The following is a 16959-nucleotide window of genomic DNA, read 5'->3' as shown; positions in this document are numbered from 1 at the left end:
GGCTGTTCGACAGTTCACGGCAGCCCCAATCAGCCTCAAGCGAGACTCAAAGCACGCGGTCCTTTGTCTCGCGCACGAGCAAGGTGGAAACGAGCGCCATGGCGGCGAGCACGAGGAAGTAGGCGATCACCGGCCAGATATGCCCCTGGCTCCATGCGAGCAGGCTCGCCGCGATCATCGGCGCGAGGCCGCCACCGAGCACGGTGCCGATCTGCTTGCCCAGCGACACACCCGAGAAACGCACACGCGTGTCGAACAGCTCCGAGAAGAAACTGCCCTCGGGGCCGAACATCATCGGGTGGATCACGCCGGCGCCGATCACGATGGCCGACATCACGAGCGCCGCCTCCTTGCTGCCCATCATCAGGAAGAACGGGTAGATGAAAATCGCCGTGGCCGCCAGTCCCATCAGGAACATCGGCCGCCGGCCGAGCTTGTCCGAGAGCATGCCGAACGCGGGAATCGTGAGCATGGCGAGGATGTTCGCGTACAGCACGCCATCGGCCATCATGCTGCGCGGCAGCCCGAGCGTCTTGGTGCCATACGACAGCGAGAAGATCGCCACCAGATAGAAGAAGCTCGTCTCGGCCAGGCAGATGAAGAACGTGACGAGCGTCGGCCGCCAGTACTTCGTGATCACCTCGGCCACCGGCACCTTCGCGATTTCGCGATGCTGCTCGGCCGCCTTGAACGTCGGCGACTCCTCCACCTTCAGCCGCACATACGTGCCGAGCGCCACGAGCAGCAGACTCACGAGGAACGGCAGACGCCAGCCCCATGTGAGCAGGTCGTCTTCGGGCAGGCGCGTGATCAGCACGATGGCCAGCGACGCCCCCACGATCGACGTCGGTCCGGCCGCCTGGATCAAGCCGCCGAAGAGGCCGCGCAGGTGCGCCGGCGCGCCCTCGACCGTCATCAGCAAGCCACCGACCGATTCGCCGCCGAGCGCGAAGCCTTGCACGAAGCGCAGCGTCACGAGCAGGATCGGCGCCCACATACCGATCGTGTCGTAGGTCGGCAACAGACCGATGAGGGTCGTGGCCACGCCCATCAGGATCAGCGTGAAGAGCAGGATCGACTTGCGCCCGATGCGATCGCCATAGTGACCGAAGACGATGCCGCCGATGGGCCTTGCGAGGAAGCCGACGGCGAACGTCGCGAACACGGCGATCATGCCGGCCATCGGGTCGAGCTGCGGGAAAAACAGCCGGTCGAACACGATGGGCGCAAGAAAGCCGTAGACGAAAAAGTCGTACCACTCGATGGCGGTACCGAAGCAACTGGCCGCGACCACGCGGCCGTAGCCCGCGGCAGCGCCGTTGCCGGCCTCGTTGCGATGACTCTCGGCGGCCTTGGGCGCCGCACCGGCCCCCGCAGGAGCGGTTTCGTACTGTTGTGACACGGTTGTCTCCTCCGGCCGTCTGTTCCGGTGCCCCGGCTGCGGCGGTATGGTGGTGTTGCGTCGGGATGCGTCCGCCGTGCTGCGCGCCGGCTCAGAACGGGTAGTGACGCGGGGTGGTCTGCACCGTCATCCAGCGCAGGTCGGTGAATTCGTGCACGCCCGCCTTGCCGCCGAAGCGTCCCCAGCCGCTGGCCTTCACGCCGCCGAACGGCATTTGCGCTTCGTCGTGCACCGTGGGACCGTTGATATGGCAGATGCCCGACTCGATTCGCCGCGCCACGCCCATCGCACGCGCGATGTCGCGACTGAATACCGCGGCCGACAGGCCATACGCGTTGTCGTTCGCGCAGGCGATGGCCGCTTCGTCATCCTTCACGCGCACGATGCCCTTGACCGGGCCGAACGACTCCTCGCGGTAAATCAGCATGTCGGGCGTGACGCGATCGAGCAGCGTGGCCGGCATGAGCGTGGTCTCGGCACGGCCGCCGCACAGCAGCGTCGCGCCCTTGGCAAGCGCGTCGTCGATCAGCGCATTGCAGCGCGTGACCGTCGTCATGTCGATGACCGAGCCGAGCACGACCGGCCCTTCGCGCGGATCGCCCAACGGCAACGAGCGCGCCTTGGCGGCGAGCTTTTCGACGAACGCATCGGCAATCGCCTCGGCCACGACGATGCGCTCGGTCGACATGCAGATCTGTCCGGAGTTTGCGAATGCGCCGAACGCCACGCCGTTCACGGCGGCGTCGAGATCGGCGTCGTCGAGCACGAGGCACGGCGCCTTGCCGCCGAGTTCCAGCACCGCCGGCTTGAGGTGTTGCGCACAACGCTCGCCGATGATGCGGCCCACGCGCGTCGAACCGGTGAAGTTCACGCGTCGCACGGCGGGCTCGGCGATCAGGGCATCGACGATGGCCGCTGCATCCTGCGGTGCGTTGGTCACGAAGTTCACGACGCCCGGCGGCAGGCCCGCCTCGTCGAGCGCATCGGCGATCAGGCCGTGCGTGGCCGGGCACAGCTCCGATCCCTTGAAGACAACCGTATTGCCGCAGGCCAGCGGCAACGCGAGCGAGCGCACACCGAGAATCACGGGCGCGTTCCACGGCGCGATGCCGAGCACCACGCCGGCGGCCTGGCGCACGCCCATGGCGAGGCTACCCGGCACATCCGATGGAATGATCTCGCCTGCGATCTGCGTCGTCATCGCGGCCGCTTCGCGCAGTCCCTGCGCGGCGAGATGCACGTTGAAACCAGCCCACAGTCCGGACGCTCCCGTCTCGACGGCCATCGCCGCCTGAAACTGTTCGACTTTCGCTTCGAGCCGGTCGGCCGCCTTCGTCAGCAAAGCGCGCCGTTCGCCAGGGCCAGTGTTCGACCATGCGGGAAATGCGGCCCACGCGGCGTGCACGGCGGCGCGCGCGTCGTCGACGGTCGCAGCGGGGGCGCGCGACGCCACTTCGCCATCGAGCGGATTGCGCCGTTCGAACGTCGCACCGTTCCGGGCGCCGACGCGCTTGCCGCCGATCAGCATCGTGAGCGCGTGGGGGTCTTGTCGAGTTTGCATGGCTTTCGTCTCCTTGCTCGGTTATTCGTCACGGGGCCGGCTTACGCACCTTTCGTCTCGCGTGCCGCCGGCAATCGCCGTGCATCATGCCACCACGATTTCGACGAGACGCGTCTCGCCGCTCGCAAATGCCTGCGACAAGACGTCGCGCAGTTCACGGCCTTGTTCGACGCGTTGCCCGCGCACGCCCATGCCCCGCGCCAGTTGCACGAAATCGAGATCGGGAAGGTCGGTGCCCTGCACGGGGTCTTTCAGGCCGAAGCCGAACGATGGCGCGAAGTCCTGCAACGCGGCGTAGCGCCGGTTATTCAGGATAACGAACGTAATGGGCAGCTTCGCCTGCGCGGCGCTCCACAGCGCCTGGATCGAGTACATGGCGGAGCCGTCGCCGATCAGGCCGATGACGCGACGCCCCGCGTTGGCCATCGCCACGCCCACGGCGGCGGGCATGGAGTAACCCAACCCGCCGCTGTTCATCGTGTAGAACGTGCCGGCCTGCGTAAACGGCAGGTATTGCTGCATGACCGGACGCGCGCTCGGCGCTTCCTCGACGACGATGTCATGCGCATCGCGCACTTGCGCGAGCGTCTGCAAGGCGAAGGCCGTCGACATCGACTCACCCGGTGCGTTGGCTTGCGCGACCGGCGGCACGGCACGGGCGGGCGGCAGCGCGCGCTCGCCCGGCACATCGCGCGCAAGCAGCGATTCCACGCCAAGGCGTACGTTGCCGACGACGGAAGCGCCGACCGGCGTCCATGCCGCCACGTCCGGATCTTCGACCAACTGGAACAGGGCCGCGCCCTCCGGCACGTGCGGGCCGGCGCCTTCCACGTGATAGGTGAACGCCGGTGCACCGATCACCAGGATGAGGTCGTGGCCACCGAGCATGCCGACGATCTTCTCGCGCATCGGCGGCAGGAACCCGGCGAACAGGCGGTGATCCTCCGGGAACGCGCAACGCGCACACATCGGTGCGGTGAAAACGCGTGCGTGGTGACGCTCGGCCAATGCCACCACGGCGTCGAAAGCCCCCGCGCGATCGATGGACGAGCCGACGACGAATGCCGGGCGCTCGCATGCGTCGAGCGCCGCCGCGAGCTGCGCCAGCGCGAGCGGGTCGGGCTGCACGCGCGTGCTCACCTGGCGCGGCGGCAGCGCCTCGGCGGGTCGATCCCAGTCGTCCACCGGGATGGAGACGAACGCCGGGCCCTTCGGCTCCTGCATCGCGATGTGGTAAGCACGCGCCAGCGCGAGCGGCACGTCTTGCGCGCGTGCGGGCTCGAGGCTGAACTTGACGTACGGCTGCGGAAGTTCGGTGGCGCGCACCGACGCGAGGAAAGGGTCGAACGGCAGAATCGAACGCGCCTGCTGACCGGCCGTCACGATGAGCGGCGTCTGGTTCTTGTAGGCGGTGAAGATATTGCCCATGGCGTTGCCCACACCGGCGGCCGAATGCAGGTTGATGAACGCCGCATTGCCACTCGCCTGCGCGTAGCCGTCGGCCATGCCCACGACGACCGCTTCCTGCAGACCCAGCACGTAGTCGAAGTCGGGCGGAAAGTCGCGGAACAATGGCAGTTCCGTCGAGCCGGGGTTGGCGAAGATCTTGGTCATGCCGTGACGACGCATCAGGTCGATGACCACCTCGCGAACCGTCAGGGCGGGGAAGGTGCCGACGGGTTGCGCGGCGCGAAGTTCTCGGCTGTCTTTCATGGATGCGATTCGAAAAATGTCGACTGAGCCGAGTGAGTATAGGCAGCCGATATATGCCCTGGAATTGCTTTTACGTGCCGAAGTCATTACGCTTTTGCATGGCTTGGCGATGCGGCTGCGCGTGGCCATTCCCTGCACCGATTTCGTCCGCCTCCCGGGAGTTCCCGCGTCCGCCATGAGCCTCAATCTCCAGCAGTTGCGCGCCTTCACGACCATCGTCGCGACCGGCAGTCTCGGGCGCGCCGCCGCCGAGCTGCATCTCACCCAGCCGGCGCTGAGCCGCACGATCAAGCGGCTCGAGACCGATCTGGGCGCGCCGCTGTTCGAGCGTCACAGCAAGGGGATGGAATTGACCGCGTTCGGGCAGGCGCTGCTGCCGCACGCCATGCTGCTCGAGCGCGAAGCCGAGCACGCGCGTGAGGAAATCGATGCGCTACGCGGACTGGCCAAGGGCACGATCAAGGTCGGTGCGGTCGGCGCCATCGCGAGTCGCGTGCTGCCGCTGGCCGTCGACCGTGTGCTCAACCGCTGGCCGAACCTGCGCGTGGAGATCATCGAAGGTGTGTGGGACCGGCTCGCCCAAGGGCTCATGCGGCACGAGATCGATCTGGCGCTCTCGACCGTCGCGCCGGACACGGACGACATCGTCGCCATCACCGACTGCCATTGGGAAGACGACAGCTTCGTGGTCGCCGCCTGCGATCACCCGCTGCGACGCCGCAAATCGCTCGTGCTTGCCGACACGATGCACGAGCGCTGGGCGATCCCGCCACGCGGCACCGCGCCTTATGCGCACATGCAGGGGGTGTTCGCCGCGCACGGGCTCGGCTTGCCCAACATCGTGGTCGAGACGCGCTCCGTGCCGGTCCTCAAAAGCATGGTCGCGCGCTGCGGCTTTCTGACGTGGATGGCCGAGCCGATGTACGACGTCGAAGCCCGCGCGCGCGTGATGGACACACTGCCGATTCCGACGGTGCGCGCAACCCGCACGCTTACCGCGTTTCGGCGCCGCCAGGGCATTCTGCCCAGCCCCGCCGCCAAGCTGCTCGACGAGTTGCGTCAGTTGACGGCACCGGGCTGAGGCGCGGGATTGGGGTAAAGGATTGGGTGCGGGTCGAGGTTACGTACGTGCGCGCAACGCGTGGGGCGTCAGCCTGTCACCGAGACGATGTGCGCACGATGGTAAGGCGTGCCGCCATATTCCTTCGGGCCGTGAATCGTCTCGACACGTTCGATGCGCCACGGCACGGCTCGCGTGAAGCGCGGCCCGTCATAGGCGAACGTGTGAAACTCGCCGTTTTCGCCGCAGGCGTCGACGCTGGCGGGGAGATCGTCCAGCAGCGAAGCGTCGTATTCGCGACCGACGAACTCGGGCCCGAGATGGCGCCCGTCCACGCACACGATCACGGCGCGATAGCCGAGCGAGATGAACTCGTGCGCGAGCGTCAGACGTTCGCGCTGCCAGAGCGGCAGCACTGCCGTCATGCCGGCCGCCGCGCACACCTTGTCTTCCCAGTCGCGATGCGGTTGCAGATCGATGTCGCCGAACAAACCGTGCGTGATGCCTTGCGCGCGCAGGGTCTGCAACCGCGCGACGAACGCGGCTTCATACGTCTGCCAGCCCGCTTGACCGATATCGAGCGCAATGCCCAGCGCGTCGGCCTGCGCCTGCATCAGTTCACGCGGCAGGCCGTGCGAGCGTGAGCTGTCGCCGGTCTCGTCGAACATCGCGAGCAGGCGACGTACATCGTAATGCGGCGCGCCACTCGCGTCGCACGACAACGCATGATGCAGGGCAAGGCAGGAGTCCTTGCCGCCGCTCCACGAAAAGAAGGCAGGGGTTGTCATGCGCCGGCCCCGCGCGATGCCGCGCTCAGTGCGAGCGGATCATCGTGCCGAACGGTTGCTCGGTCAGGATTTCGAGCAGCACCGAGTGCTCGATGCGGCCGTCCACGATGTGCACCGACTTCACGCCGCTCTTCGCCGCGTCGAGCGCCGAGGAGATCTTCGGCAGCATGCCGCCCGAGATCGTGCCGTCTGCGAACAGTTCGTCGATTTCGCGTGCCGACAGATCGGTCAGCAGGTTGCCGTCCTTGTCCATCACGCCCGGGATGTTGGTCATCATCACCAGCTTCTCGGCGCCGAGCACCGTGGCGAGCTTGCCGGCCACGAGATCGGCGTTGATGTTGTACGCCTGGCCGTCTTCGCCCACGCCGATCGGCGAGATCACCGGGATGAAGGCGTCGTCCTGCAGGGCGCGCACCACGGCCGGGTTGATCGAGTCGACTTCGCCGACGTAGCCGATATCGAGGAACTGGCCCGCGTTTTCGCGATCCGGCATCATCATCTTGCGAGCATTGATGAGCCCGCCGTCCTTGCCGGTCAGCCCCACGGCCTGACCGCCGTACTGGTTGATCAGCATCACGATGTCCTGCTGGACTTCGCCGCCGAGCACCCACTCGACCACTTCCATCGTCTCTTCATCGGTCACGCGCATGCCCTGCACGAACGTGCCCTGCTTGCCGATCTTCTTGAGCGCCTGATCGATCTGCGGGCCGCCACCGTGCACCACCACCGGGTTGATGCCGACCAGCTTGAGCAGAATGACGTCGCGTGCGAAGCCCCGCTTCAGACGCTCTTCGGTCATTGCGTTGCCGCCGTACTTGATCACCACGGTCTTGCCGTGATATTTGCGGATGTACGGCATCGCCTCGGCCAGGATCTCGGCCTTGAGAGCGGGTGCGATGTCGTCGATGGAATTCAGTGGCAGATCGGACATGGCGGGAAGGTTTTTTGCAGGTGGACCGGAAACACGGCGCATTGTACAGCCAAGAAGCCCGTGCGTGCGGGGCTTCGACGGGTTTCGGAGTACGCCGGGGCTTGCATCGGACGCCGCCCTTCACTACCCTTCGTCACACGCTGAGGAGTCACCGCGAAAGCGGCAATTCCCGCCCCGTCAGCGGCACATGATCGCAGGTGCGTATCACCCCTTTCACTTGTTAACAGACGCCCCTCAGTGGCCGATTTTTACCGCGTCGCCATTTTTGCCCCCGTGAACGCCCGTACATATCCGGTCGATGCCCCGTCGCGCGCTGTTGCACTTGTGCAACTCGCTGGCCGGCGAACGCGGCAACGTCGCTCTCACAGGATGGAAATTGGGGCGCGGGGCGGCGCGAAGGCCGATGCGATCGTCGCGACCGGAGCACCGCGATGACTGATACGGGCGCACTCCGGAAGATGGGCGGCATTGCCGATGCGGCCGGCGAGCCATCGCACTGCCCGCGCTGTGGCGCGGTCGTGACGTGCGGTGCGGTGTCGTCGCCGAATGCGGATGTGGGGGCGGACGTGGGGGCGGACGTGGGGGCGGACGTGGGGGCGGACGTGGGCGAAGTGCGCTGCTGGTGCCTGGACTGGCCGCATCTTCCGGTGGCCGTGCGCACGGGCGCCCTCGCGTGCCTATGTCCGGCCTGTCTTCGTACGGCGTTGCTCGATGCCGGTGTGGTCATCGACGGCACCGCCGCCGACCCCGCCCGAGCTATCGCTGGCGGTACCGCCGACCGCTCCGCCTGAGGGTGGCCGGCCGACGGGCGCCGGCGCTCGGGTGCGTCCCCCGGCGTAGCGCGACGCGGCGCGACCGCCCGGCATGCCCGGAACGCCTGCCGCGCCCCGATTGCCGGACGCGCCGCGAAACATCATCTTCTGCCGTGTACCGAGGGACTTGTTGGCCATGGGGGCCTCGCGCCTGACGCCTACTTGTTACCGTGCTCGCCGTGTGCACCGTGCGCCATGCCTGCCATGCCGCCGCCGGCGGGCGCACCGGCCGTCAGGTCGCGCACCGGCACCTGCACCTGTTGCTCGGTCTTCTTGTGATCGGCGGTTTCGAAACGCAGCGTGAGCGCCACGTTGTCGCCCTTCTTGAGCGGCGCCTTCAGGTCGGTGAGCATGATGTGATAACCGCCCGGCTTGAGCTGCACCGGCTGGTTCGCCGGCAGCGGCAGCCCGTTGGGCAGCGCGCGCATCTTCATCAATGTGCCCTCGAGCTTCATCTCGTGCACTTCGGCGTTGGCCGCCGCGGGCGTGCTCACACCGACGAGCGTGGTCGCCTGGTGCGCCTGCAATGTCATGAAGACGCCCGTCGCGCTCTGGCCCGGAACCGTGCCGCGCGCCCAGGCGTCGGAGACATCCACCGGCCCGGTCTGCGCGAACGCCGAGGCCATGCCGAGACTGAGCGCAGCGGCCATCCATAGCTTGTGCTTCATGCAAACTCCTTGTCGTTGTCGGCGAACGGACGTCCGCCATGTATCGCATGAGTCGTCGCGCGACACGATGCCGCGCTCACGTGAGCCACTGCGCGACGCCGGTCGCGCGCGACGTGGACAACCATTGTAGTCTTGCGCCGCGCGCCGTGTGCGCGCGTCACCATCATGCCCGGCATTGCGCCATGCGGCAGAGTGTCGCAGCGACGGGCGCGGCCGGATGGCGCGTGACCCGGACTTGGTACACTTGTCGGATGACTCATTTCCCTATCGAGCGAACCAACGTCGTCCAGCTTTTCTGGCTGCGTTGCCTGGCCATCGTCGGCCAGTTGGCGACCATCGGCGTGGCGCAGCTCTGGCTCGGCGTACGTCTGCCGCTCGAGCCGATGCTCACCATCGTCGCGCTCGAAGTGCTGTTCAACGTGCTCACGTGGGTGCGTGCACGCAGCGGTGTGGAGCGGGCCAAGCGTCGCACGGATCTCGATCTGATGGGACAACTGCTCGTCGATCTGGCCGCGCTCACGGCGCTGCTCTTCTTTTCCGGCGGCGCGACCAATCCCTTCGTCTCGCTCTTCCTGCCGGGGCTCGCGATCGCCGCCGCCGTGCTGCCGTGGCGCAACGCGTCGCAACTCGCCCTGCTCTCGCTGGTCGCCTACGGCGCACTGAACTTCCAGTACGTGCCGCTCGATCTGGCCGATCCGGGCAATCTGCTGCGTCTGCATCTGGCGGGCATGTGGGTGAACTTCGTGGTGAGCGTGCTCGTGATCGCATGGTTCGTCTCGCGGATGTCGCGTGCGCTGCGCGCCCGGGATGCCCAGCTCGCCCGCGCCGAACAACGGCTGCTGCGCGACGAACGCATGGCCGCGCTCGGCGCCCAGGCCGCGAGCGTGGCGCACGAACTGGGCACGCCGCTCTCGACCATGGCGGTGGTCGTCGGCGAGTTGCGCAGCGAGAGTCGGGGCAACACCGCGCTGAAACCCTTCGAGCCGGATCTCCAGACACTCGAGCAGCAGATCGCACTGTGCAAGAGCGCCATCGGTCACGTGCAGACGCGCGCGGCCGCGCCGGTGCGTCAGCCGCTGGCCGAATGGTTGCCGGCCTTCACGACGCAGTGGCGTCTGCGCCATCCGCAGGTGCAGTTCCAGTTGCACGTGCCGCCGCACTTGACCGCGCGCATCGAGGACACCGTGCAAGTCGGCCAGGTCCTCACGATCCTGCTGGACAACGCGGCGTACTTCAGCCCGTCGTCGGTCACGCTGGAGGTCGCCGTCACGCCGGACGACGTGCGTTTCACGGTGTGCGACGAAGGTCCCGGCATGAGCGCCGAGCTGCGCACGCGGCTGGGTACCTCGCCTGTCATGAGCACGCACGGCGGGCACGGCATGGGGTTGTATCTGGCTTTCGCCAGCGCACAGCGGCTCGGCGGCGACATCGACCTCACCCCCAACACGCCGACGGGCACGCGCGCCGAGTTGCGCCTGCCGATGGCCACCTTCTTCTTCGGTTCGCGGAGCCAGACATGAACGCCTCCCACTTCCTTCTCATCGACGACGATGTCGTCTTCGCCGAAACGCTCGCCCGCGCATTGACGCGGCGCGGCTACGACGTGCAGATCGCCGGCGACAGCGCAGCGGCACTGCTGGCGGCACGCACGCGCCAGTTCGACCTGATCTCGGTCGACCTGCACCTGGGCCACGACTCGGGGCTGCCGCTCATCGCGCCGCTGCGCGCCCTGCAGCCGAAAGCACGCATGCTCGTACTGACCGGCTATGCGAGCATCGCCACCGCCGTGCAAGCGGTCAAGGACGGCGCGGACAACTACCTCGCCAAGCCGGCCAACGCCGATACCATCCTCGCATCGCTGCGCAGCGACGCGAGCGAGACGCAGGCCGACGAAGCGATCGAAAACCCGTCGCCGCTCTCCGTTGCGCGGCTCGAATGGGAGCATATCCAGCGCGTGCTCGCGGAGCACAACGGCAACATCTCCGCCACGGCGCGCGCGCTGAACATGCATCGCCGCACGCTCCAGCGCAAGCTGCTCAAGCGGCCGGTCAAGCAGTGAGCCGGCAACGACAGCGAACGGTGAACGCCAGACGAAAAAAGGCCCCGAAGGGCCTTTTTTCACGTCCACCACCGATGGCTTACAACACGTAGCGCGACAGATCCTCGTTCTGCGCCACTTCGCCGAGGAAGCGATTGACATAGTCGGCGTCGATCGTCACCACTTCGTTCGACTGCTTACCCGCGTTGTACGAGATGTCCTCGAGCAGCTTCTCGATGACGGTGTACAGGCGGCGTGCACCGATGTTCTCCGTCTTCTCGTTGACCGAGAACGCGATCTCCGCCAGGCGCTTGATACCGTCCTGCGCGAATTCGAGCTTCACGTCTTCGGTGGCGAGCAGCGCCTGATATTGCTTCACGAGGCTCGCGTCCGTTTGCGTCAGGATGGCTTCGAAGTCCTCGACCGACAGCGATTCGAGTTCGACACGAATCGGGAAGCGGCCTTGCAGTTCCGGAATCAGATCGCTCGGCTTGGCCAGATGGAACGCCCCGCTCGCGATGAACAGGATGTGGTCCGTCTTGATCATGCCGAACTTGGTGCTCACGGTCGTGCCTTCGACGAGCGGCAGCAGGTCGCGCTGCACGCCCTGACGCGACACGTCGCTGCCGCCCACTTCGCTGCGCGTGGCGATCTTGTCGATCTCGTCGAGGAACACGATGCCGTTCTGCTCGACGTTGCGCAACGCCAGTTGCTTGACCTCTTCGTCGTTGAGCATTTTCGACGCTTCTTCGTCGGTCAGGATCTTGAGCGCCTCCTTGATCTTGAGCTTCTGACGCTTCTTCTTCTGGTTGCCCAGATTCGCGAACATGCCCTTGATCTGCTCGGTCATTTCTTCCATTCCGGGCGGGCCCATGATTTCCATGCCCTGCACCGGGATTTCCACTTCGAGCTCGATTTCCTTGTCGTCGAGCTGACCTTCGCGCAGACGCTTGCGGAAGGTCTGGCGCGTGGCGTTGTCTTCCGTGCCGGCGTCGCTGTCATGCGCGGCCGAGCCGAAACGGATGTCGCGCGGCGATTCGCGTCCGGTCGGCAGCAGCAGATCGAGAATGCGATCCTCGGCGCGGTCCTCGGCCTTGGTGCGCACCTTCTTCATTTCGGCTTCACGCGTTTGCTTGATCGCGATCTCCGCGAGGTCGCGCACGATACTGTCCACGTCGCGGCCCACGTAGCCGACTTCGGTGAACTTGGTCGCCTCGACCTTGATGAACGGCGCGTCGGCCAGCTTGGCCAGACGGCGCGCGATCTCGGTCTTGCCGACGCCGGTCGGACCGATCATCAGAATGTTCTTCGGCGTAATTTCCTGACGCAGGGGCTCGGCCACCTGCTGACGGCGCCAGCGATTGCGCAATGCCACCGCAACGGCCTTCTTGGCCTTGTGCTGGCCGATGATGTGCTTGTCGAGCTCGGAAACGATCTCGGAGGGGGTCATATGGGTCATGACGTTAGCCAGATTAGGGGTTCGGTTCGCAAGGAAGGGGACGCCCGGCCGGTCATGCACCGGCCGGCAGGTCGCGCCGCAGGAGTCCACCCGCCGCGGCGCGCGCGTCGTCCGTCGTCACTTCGCCGCCTTCGGCGGCAGCGATTCGATGATGTGGTTGCCGTTCGTGTAAATGCACATTTCGCCCGCGATCGAGAGGGCCTTCTTCACGATCTCGGCCGGCGTGAGGTCCGTGTTCTCGACGAGGGCACGCGCCGCCGCCTGCGCATACGAACCGCCCGAACCGATGGCCGCGACGCCGCCTTCCGGATCGAGCACGTCACCGTTGCCGGTGATGACCAGCGTGGTCTCGGCGTCGGCGACGATCATCATCGCCTCGAGCCGGCGCAGCATGCGGTCGGTACGCCAGTCCTTGGCGAGTTCCACGGCCGAGCGCGTCAGATGGCCCTGATGCTTCTGCAGTTTCGCCTCGAAGCGGTCGAGCAGCGAGAACGCGTCGGCCGTGGCGCCGGCGAAGCCGACCATGACCTTGCCGTCGTAAATCGTGCGCACCTTGCGCGCGGTGCCCTTCATCACGATGTTGCCGAGCGTAACCTGTCCGTCGCCGCCGAGCGCGACCTGCTCGCCACGCCGAACGGAGACGATGGTGGTGCCGTGATATTGCTCCATGCCTGTTCCTTTTCCGGGGGCGGTGCGCCCCGTAACGATTGGCCCGGACGTCTCGCGCGTCCCACGACGGAGACGACGCGCCCGACCGGGCGAGACGTCACTGTAGTTTAGGGCAATCAAAAGAATATCAAGAGGCGTCGACGGGGGCGGACAGGCGCCGCCCCGCGACATCGGCCGATGCCGTGCAATGCGGCATGGATCGTGGCGTTCGCGCGGCATGACGCCGCGCGACTCCGATGATACGAGGTAATTTCTCGGAAATTGCCTCGATTTTGCGGTGGGTTGGTGCTTAGAAAGTGGTACGCAAACCGACGCGAACCGAGCGCCCGCCCTGCGGCGCGATGTCGCGCAGCACCGAGCTGGCCAGCCGCACTTGCTGGTTCGTCAGGTTCTCGCCCTTCAGATAGGCCAGCCACTGCGCGCCGCCCGCCTTGAACTGATAGGTAAGCGCGGCGCCCAGCGTGGTGTAGCCGTCGGTCGGCAGGTCGTTGACGGGCACGCGGGCCTGGTTGCTCGCGTGCACCATTTCCAGGCGCGCGCCCCAATGGCCCAGACCGTAGACGAGCGCCGCCGTCAGGCGCAACGGCGCGATGCGCGGCAGCGGCTCGCCCGTGTCGCGATTGCGGCCGATGGTGTAGTCGCCGCGCAGTTCCACGTCGAGATTGCCGTAGCCCTGCCAGACACGCGCGCGACCCTCGGCTTCCACGCCGTACAGCTCGGCGGGCACGCCCGCGTATTGATAGACCGGCAGGTTGCGATCGTCCAACTCGCGCGTGAGGCCGGTGTTCTCCAGTGCGATGAAGTTGGAGAAACGGCTGTAGAACAGCCCGACGCTGCCCTTGTTCGGGCCATTCTCGTAACGCAGCGAGACGTCCGTCGAGAAGGCCTTTTCGAGGCTGGCCTGCGGGCTGCCGATTTCCCATACGCCGGTCGCGAGGTGCGGGCCGTTCGCGTAAAGCTCGTAGAACGTGGGCGCGCGCTCGGTGTACGACGTGTTGAGCGCCACCGACCACTTCGGCGCCAGCGCGAAGACGGCGCCCGCCGACAGGCTGCCCGGCGTGAAGTTGCGCGTGGGCAGGTTGTCGAAACGTTCGTTGCCGCCGGCCGACGGCTTCACGCGCGAATGTTCGATGCGCGCGCCGAACGAGAGCTTCACCGCCTGATTCACCGCCCACTCTTCCAGCGCGAACAGCGCGACGTTGGTCGTGTCGCTCTTCGGCACGAACGCTTCCTCCCCCAGCGCGGAGAACGTGTTCTGCGAGAACTGCACGCCGACCGCCCCTTCGAGCGGGCCGATCTTCGCGTGACGCGCTTCGATGCGGCCCTCGTAGCCGTGGTTCTTGAATGTCGTCCCCGTCTGGCCGTTCTCGATTTCCTTGTGTTCGTAATCGGTGTAGCCAAAATTGAACTTGAGCGCGGTGAACGGCCCGCTCAGCTCGCGCACCTCGCTCGCGAGCGCGAGACGCTGCTGGCGCAGACGGATGCGCGTGTCGGCCTCGGCCACCGTGCCGTAGTCGGTGTCGTAGCCGGAGTAGGACAGACCGGTGTAGCCGTTCGCCCACGTCCACGACGCACCGACCGCGGCGCCGCTCGCCTGTCCATTGCTGTTGGGTAGCGTGCCCGAGGCTTGCGGTGCGTCGTCGCCGTCGAGCGCACGCTGGCGCGCCGAATGAGCGAAGCCCGGAATGCGCAGATCGGCACTCTTGCGCGCGAAACCATCCACGTGGAAGGCGAACTGGCCGGCGCCGAATTCGAGCAGCGCCGCACCGGCCCGCTCGCGATTCGCGCCACCGTAGCTGAAATCCGTCGCCCCCGAAATCCCTTCGATGGGCGCTTTCGGAATGCGGTTGTCGATGGTGTTGACGACGCCGCCCACGGCGTTGCCGCCGTAGAGCAGCGCCGCCGGACCGCGCACGATCTCCACGCGCTCGATGGTGAGCGGGTCCTGCGCCACCGCATGATCGTAGGAAAGCGACGAGGCGTCGAGCGCGGCGGTGCCGTTCTGCAGCACGCGGATGCGGTCGCCGTCCAGGCCGCGAATGATCGGACGGCTCACGTTCGGTCCGTACGACGTGGCCGAGACGCCCGGCAGACCGTCGAGCGTCTCGCCGAGCGTGGTCGCGCGGCGCAGCGCGAGCGCGCGACCGTCGAGTTCGGTGACGGGCACGGTCAGCTCGGCGGCGGCGCGTCCGAGCGGATTGCCGGTGACGAACGTGCCCGGCAGTGTGATGGGCGGGGCGGTGTCGGCCACGGCGGCGGGTGCCGGAGTCGCGGCGTCCTGTGCCTGCGCGCACAGGCTCGCCGTCGCCAGCGCGGCGAAGGTCATCGCCGTGGCCAACGGCAGCGGTGCGGGGCGCAGGAAGGCTGGGCGGGGAGTGCGAGCGACGCGAGTGGTGCGGGTGGTGGAAAGCGCCGAAGACGACGCGTGTTCGCCGATAGGTGCCTGGGCGGCGTGGGTTGAAGAGATTGCCATGTCGGTTCGAGTTCTGTTGGTCTGGGCGGAAAACGTCGTCCCTCGGACGTCCTCCGGTTTCCCCGTGAGTCGGCGTGAACGAATCCCGGTCCGCGCGCGTGACGCACGGACAACACACGGCCGTCGCCCGCCCGCAGGCGGCGAGGCACATGGATTCAGCAACGGGATTCGCGCGAGGAGCGCGTGATGTCACACCGTGACAGGCGGGGCGCGAGACTCGAAAGGCAGACGCGTTGCACTGGCATGCGCGCGGCCGGTGGCGCGCGGCGGTGTGTCATGGGCGACAGCATCGCTGCCCCAGTGCCAGGCCGCCGTGGCCATGGTGGCCGCAAGCGTCGCCCCTTCGAACAGATGGCAATGGTGATGATGTACGTCGAAGTCGAGCGGCGCAGCATGCGCGCCCGCCTTCGGCGCAACGACGGCGACGGCTGTCGTTACCGCGTGGGCAGCATCGTCCGGGTCGTCGGCGTCGTACGAGGCATCGCCGCCCGCGGCGTCGGCGGCCGCCGCCACGTGCGACAGCAAGCGAGCATGCAGGATCTCGTGCTGCAGCCCCCAGACCTGCACGCAAAGCAGCGCCACAATGAGCCACGCCATCCACACGCTGCGCCCACGGCCAGCCGGCGCGCGCGTTTGCGCACGCCATCGGCGGAAAACGGAGTCAGTGGATCGCATGGGTCGACGTAATTGCAACTGAGTTGCAATTTTGCCATAAAGTTCCCATGCCCGCGAGGCTTTGCTGGCGTTGCGCGCAAACGACAGTGGCGGGCGCTGACCGCCGCTGGTCCGACGGGCGCCAAGGGTCGGGAAGCGGAGAACATCCATCGCCAATAAAAAAGGCATGTCATGAAGACATGCCTTCCGCAAACCGAGGGGCCCTGGGTGCCGCCACCGCGCGGCGCCGGGCCTGGGACTGCAATGCGATCAGTCGCCGAACAGCTTCTGACGCAGTTCACGGCGCTCCTGCGCTTCGAGCGACAGGGTGGCCGTCGGGCGGGCGAGCAGACGGGGGACGCCGATCGGCTCGCCGGTCTCTTCGCACCAGCCGTATTCGCCCGATTCGATGCGGGCCAGCGATTGCTGCACCTTCTTGAGCAGCTTGCGCTCACGGTCGCGGGTGCGCAGCTCGAGCGCATGCTCTTCCTCGATCGTGGCACGGTCGGCCGGATCCGGGACCAGAATGGTTTCCCGCAGATTTTCGGTCGTTTGATCGGCGTTTTTCAGAATTTCCGATTGCAGCGCTTCCAGACGATTCTTGAAGAAGGCGAGTTGCGCCTCGTTCATATAGTCCTTGTCGGACATCTTCAGAATTTCGTCCTCGGTCAAAAGTCGTTGCTTGCTCATGGGTTTCTGTGGCGTCTCTTTCGGATGGTCCGGCGATGCCC

The 16959-nt window shown here is 66.6% G+C and carries 15 protein-coding genes; 4 read left to right on the top strand and 11 right to left on the bottom strand.

Annotated elements, in window-relative coordinates; all coding sequences use genetic code 11:
- Positions 1 to 46: 46 nt before the first annotated feature.
- The 3 genes from RO07_RS01075 to mdlC all read right to left on the bottom strand — a co-directional run bounded on the left by RO07_RS01075 (position 47) and on the right by mdlC (position 4676).
- A complete protein-coding gene (locus RO07_RS01075; RefSeq protein ID WP_039407311.1) occupies positions 47 to 1402 on the bottom strand; it encodes an MFS transporter in 1356 nt (451 codons plus the stop codon).
- A gap of 91 nt (positions 1403 to 1493) precedes the next feature.
- Positions 1494 to 2963: an aldehyde dehydrogenase gene (locus RO07_RS01070; protein ID WP_039407308.1), complete on the bottom strand. Its 1470-nt coding sequence runs from the start codon at positions 2961 to 2963 to the stop codon at positions 1494 to 1496.
- Positions 2964 to 3047: 84 nt separating this feature from the next.
- A complete protein-coding gene (gene mdlC, locus RO07_RS01065; protein ID WP_052266919.1) occupies positions 3048 to 4676 on the bottom strand; it encodes a benzoylformate decarboxylase in 1629 nt (542 codons plus the stop codon).
- A 175-nt stretch (positions 4677 to 4851) separates the two neighbouring features.
- Here mdlC and RO07_RS01060 point away from each other — a divergent pair, with 175 nt between their 5' ends.
- The gene (locus RO07_RS01060) at positions 4852 to 5757 is read left to right on the top strand and encodes a LysR family transcriptional regulator (protein WP_039413823.1); all 906 of its coding nucleotides are present in this window, start codon (positions 4852 to 4854) and stop codon (positions 5755 to 5757) included.
- A 68-nt stretch (positions 5758 to 5825) separates the two neighbouring features.
- Here RO07_RS01060 and RO07_RS01055 read toward each other — a convergent pair whose 3' ends face one another.
- Positions 5826 to 6524 (bottom strand): Dph6-related ATP pyrophosphatase, encoded by a 699-nt coding sequence (locus RO07_RS01055; protein WP_039407305.1) that lies wholly within the window; start codon positions 6522 to 6524, stop codon positions 5826 to 5828.
- A 25-nt stretch (positions 6525 to 6549) separates the two neighbouring features.
- Positions 6550 to 7455: an acetylglutamate kinase gene (gene argB, locus RO07_RS01050; RefSeq protein ID WP_039407302.1), complete on the bottom strand. Its 906-nt coding sequence runs from the start codon at positions 7453 to 7455 to the stop codon at positions 6550 to 6552.
- Between the two features lie 431 nt (positions 7456 to 7886).
- Here argB and RO07_RS01045 point away from each other — a divergent pair, with 431 nt between their 5' ends.
- Complete coding sequence (locus RO07_RS01045; RefSeq protein WP_115088994.1) at positions 7887 to 8246, top strand: hypothetical protein; 360 nt, start codon at positions 7887 to 7889, stop codon at positions 8244 to 8246.
- A 179-nt stretch (positions 8247 to 8425) separates the two neighbouring features.
- Here RO07_RS01045 and RO07_RS01040 read toward each other — a convergent pair whose 3' ends face one another.
- Positions 8426 to 8935 (bottom strand): copper chaperone PCu(A)C, encoded by a 510-nt coding sequence (locus tag RO07_RS01040; protein WP_039407297.1) that lies wholly within the window; start codon positions 8933 to 8935, stop codon positions 8426 to 8428.
- A 251-nt stretch (positions 8936 to 9186) separates the two neighbouring features.
- Here RO07_RS01040 and RO07_RS01030 point away from each other — a divergent pair, with 251 nt between their 5' ends.
- Positions 9187 to 10455, top strand: coding sequence for an ATP-binding protein (locus RO07_RS01030; RefSeq protein WP_039407292.1), 1269 nt, complete (start codon positions 9187 to 9189; stop codon positions 10453 to 10455).
- Positions 10452 to 10994: a response regulator transcription factor gene (locus RO07_RS01025; RefSeq protein WP_039407290.1), complete on the top strand. Its 543-nt coding sequence runs from the start codon at positions 10452 to 10454 to the stop codon at positions 10992 to 10994. Before RO07_RS01030 ends, RO07_RS01025 begins: the two co-directional genes overlap by 4 nt.
- Before the next feature lie 79 nt (positions 10995 to 11073).
- Here the strand turns inward: RO07_RS01025 and hslU are convergent, their stop codons facing one another.
- The 5 genes from hslU to dksA form a co-directional block, all read right to left on the bottom strand.
- A complete protein-coding gene (hslU, locus tag RO07_RS01020; RefSeq protein WP_039407287.1) occupies positions 11074 to 12432 on the bottom strand; it encodes an ATP-dependent protease ATPase subunit HslU in 1359 nt (452 codons plus the stop codon).
- Between the two features lie 117 nt (positions 12433 to 12549).
- Positions 12550 to 13101, bottom strand: coding sequence for an ATP-dependent protease subunit HslV (gene hslV / locus RO07_RS01015; protein ID WP_039407283.1), 552 nt, complete (start codon positions 13099 to 13101; stop codon positions 12550 to 12552).
- A 289-nt stretch (positions 13102 to 13390) separates the two neighbouring features.
- Positions 13391 to 15427 carry a TonB-dependent receptor gene (locus tag RO07_RS01010; protein WP_052267494.1) on the bottom strand — a complete coding sequence of 679 codons (2037 nt, stop codon included), beginning with the start codon at positions 15425 to 15427 and terminating at the stop codon, positions 13391 to 13393.
- A 336-nt stretch (positions 15428 to 15763) separates the two neighbouring features.
- A complete protein-coding gene (locus RO07_RS01005; protein ID WP_039407281.1) occupies positions 15764 to 16171 on the bottom strand; it encodes a hypothetical protein in 408 nt (135 codons plus the stop codon).
- Positions 16172 to 16498: 327 nt separating this feature from the next.
- Positions 16499 to 16918 carry an RNA polymerase-binding protein DksA gene (gene dksA / locus RO07_RS01000; RefSeq protein ID WP_039407278.1) on the bottom strand — a complete coding sequence of 140 codons (420 nt, stop codon included), beginning with the start codon at positions 16916 to 16918 and terminating at the stop codon, positions 16499 to 16501.
- Positions 16919 to 16959: the final 41 nt, after the last annotated feature.

The sequence above is a fragment of the Pandoraea pulmonicola genome (assembly GCF_000815105.2).
Classification (GTDB): domain Bacteria; phylum Pseudomonadota; class Gammaproteobacteria; order Burkholderiales; family Burkholderiaceae; genus Pandoraea; species Pandoraea pulmonicola.
The sequence above is the reverse complement of the archived record's forward strand: the minus strand, read 5'-3'. Positions and strand labels throughout refer to the sequence as shown.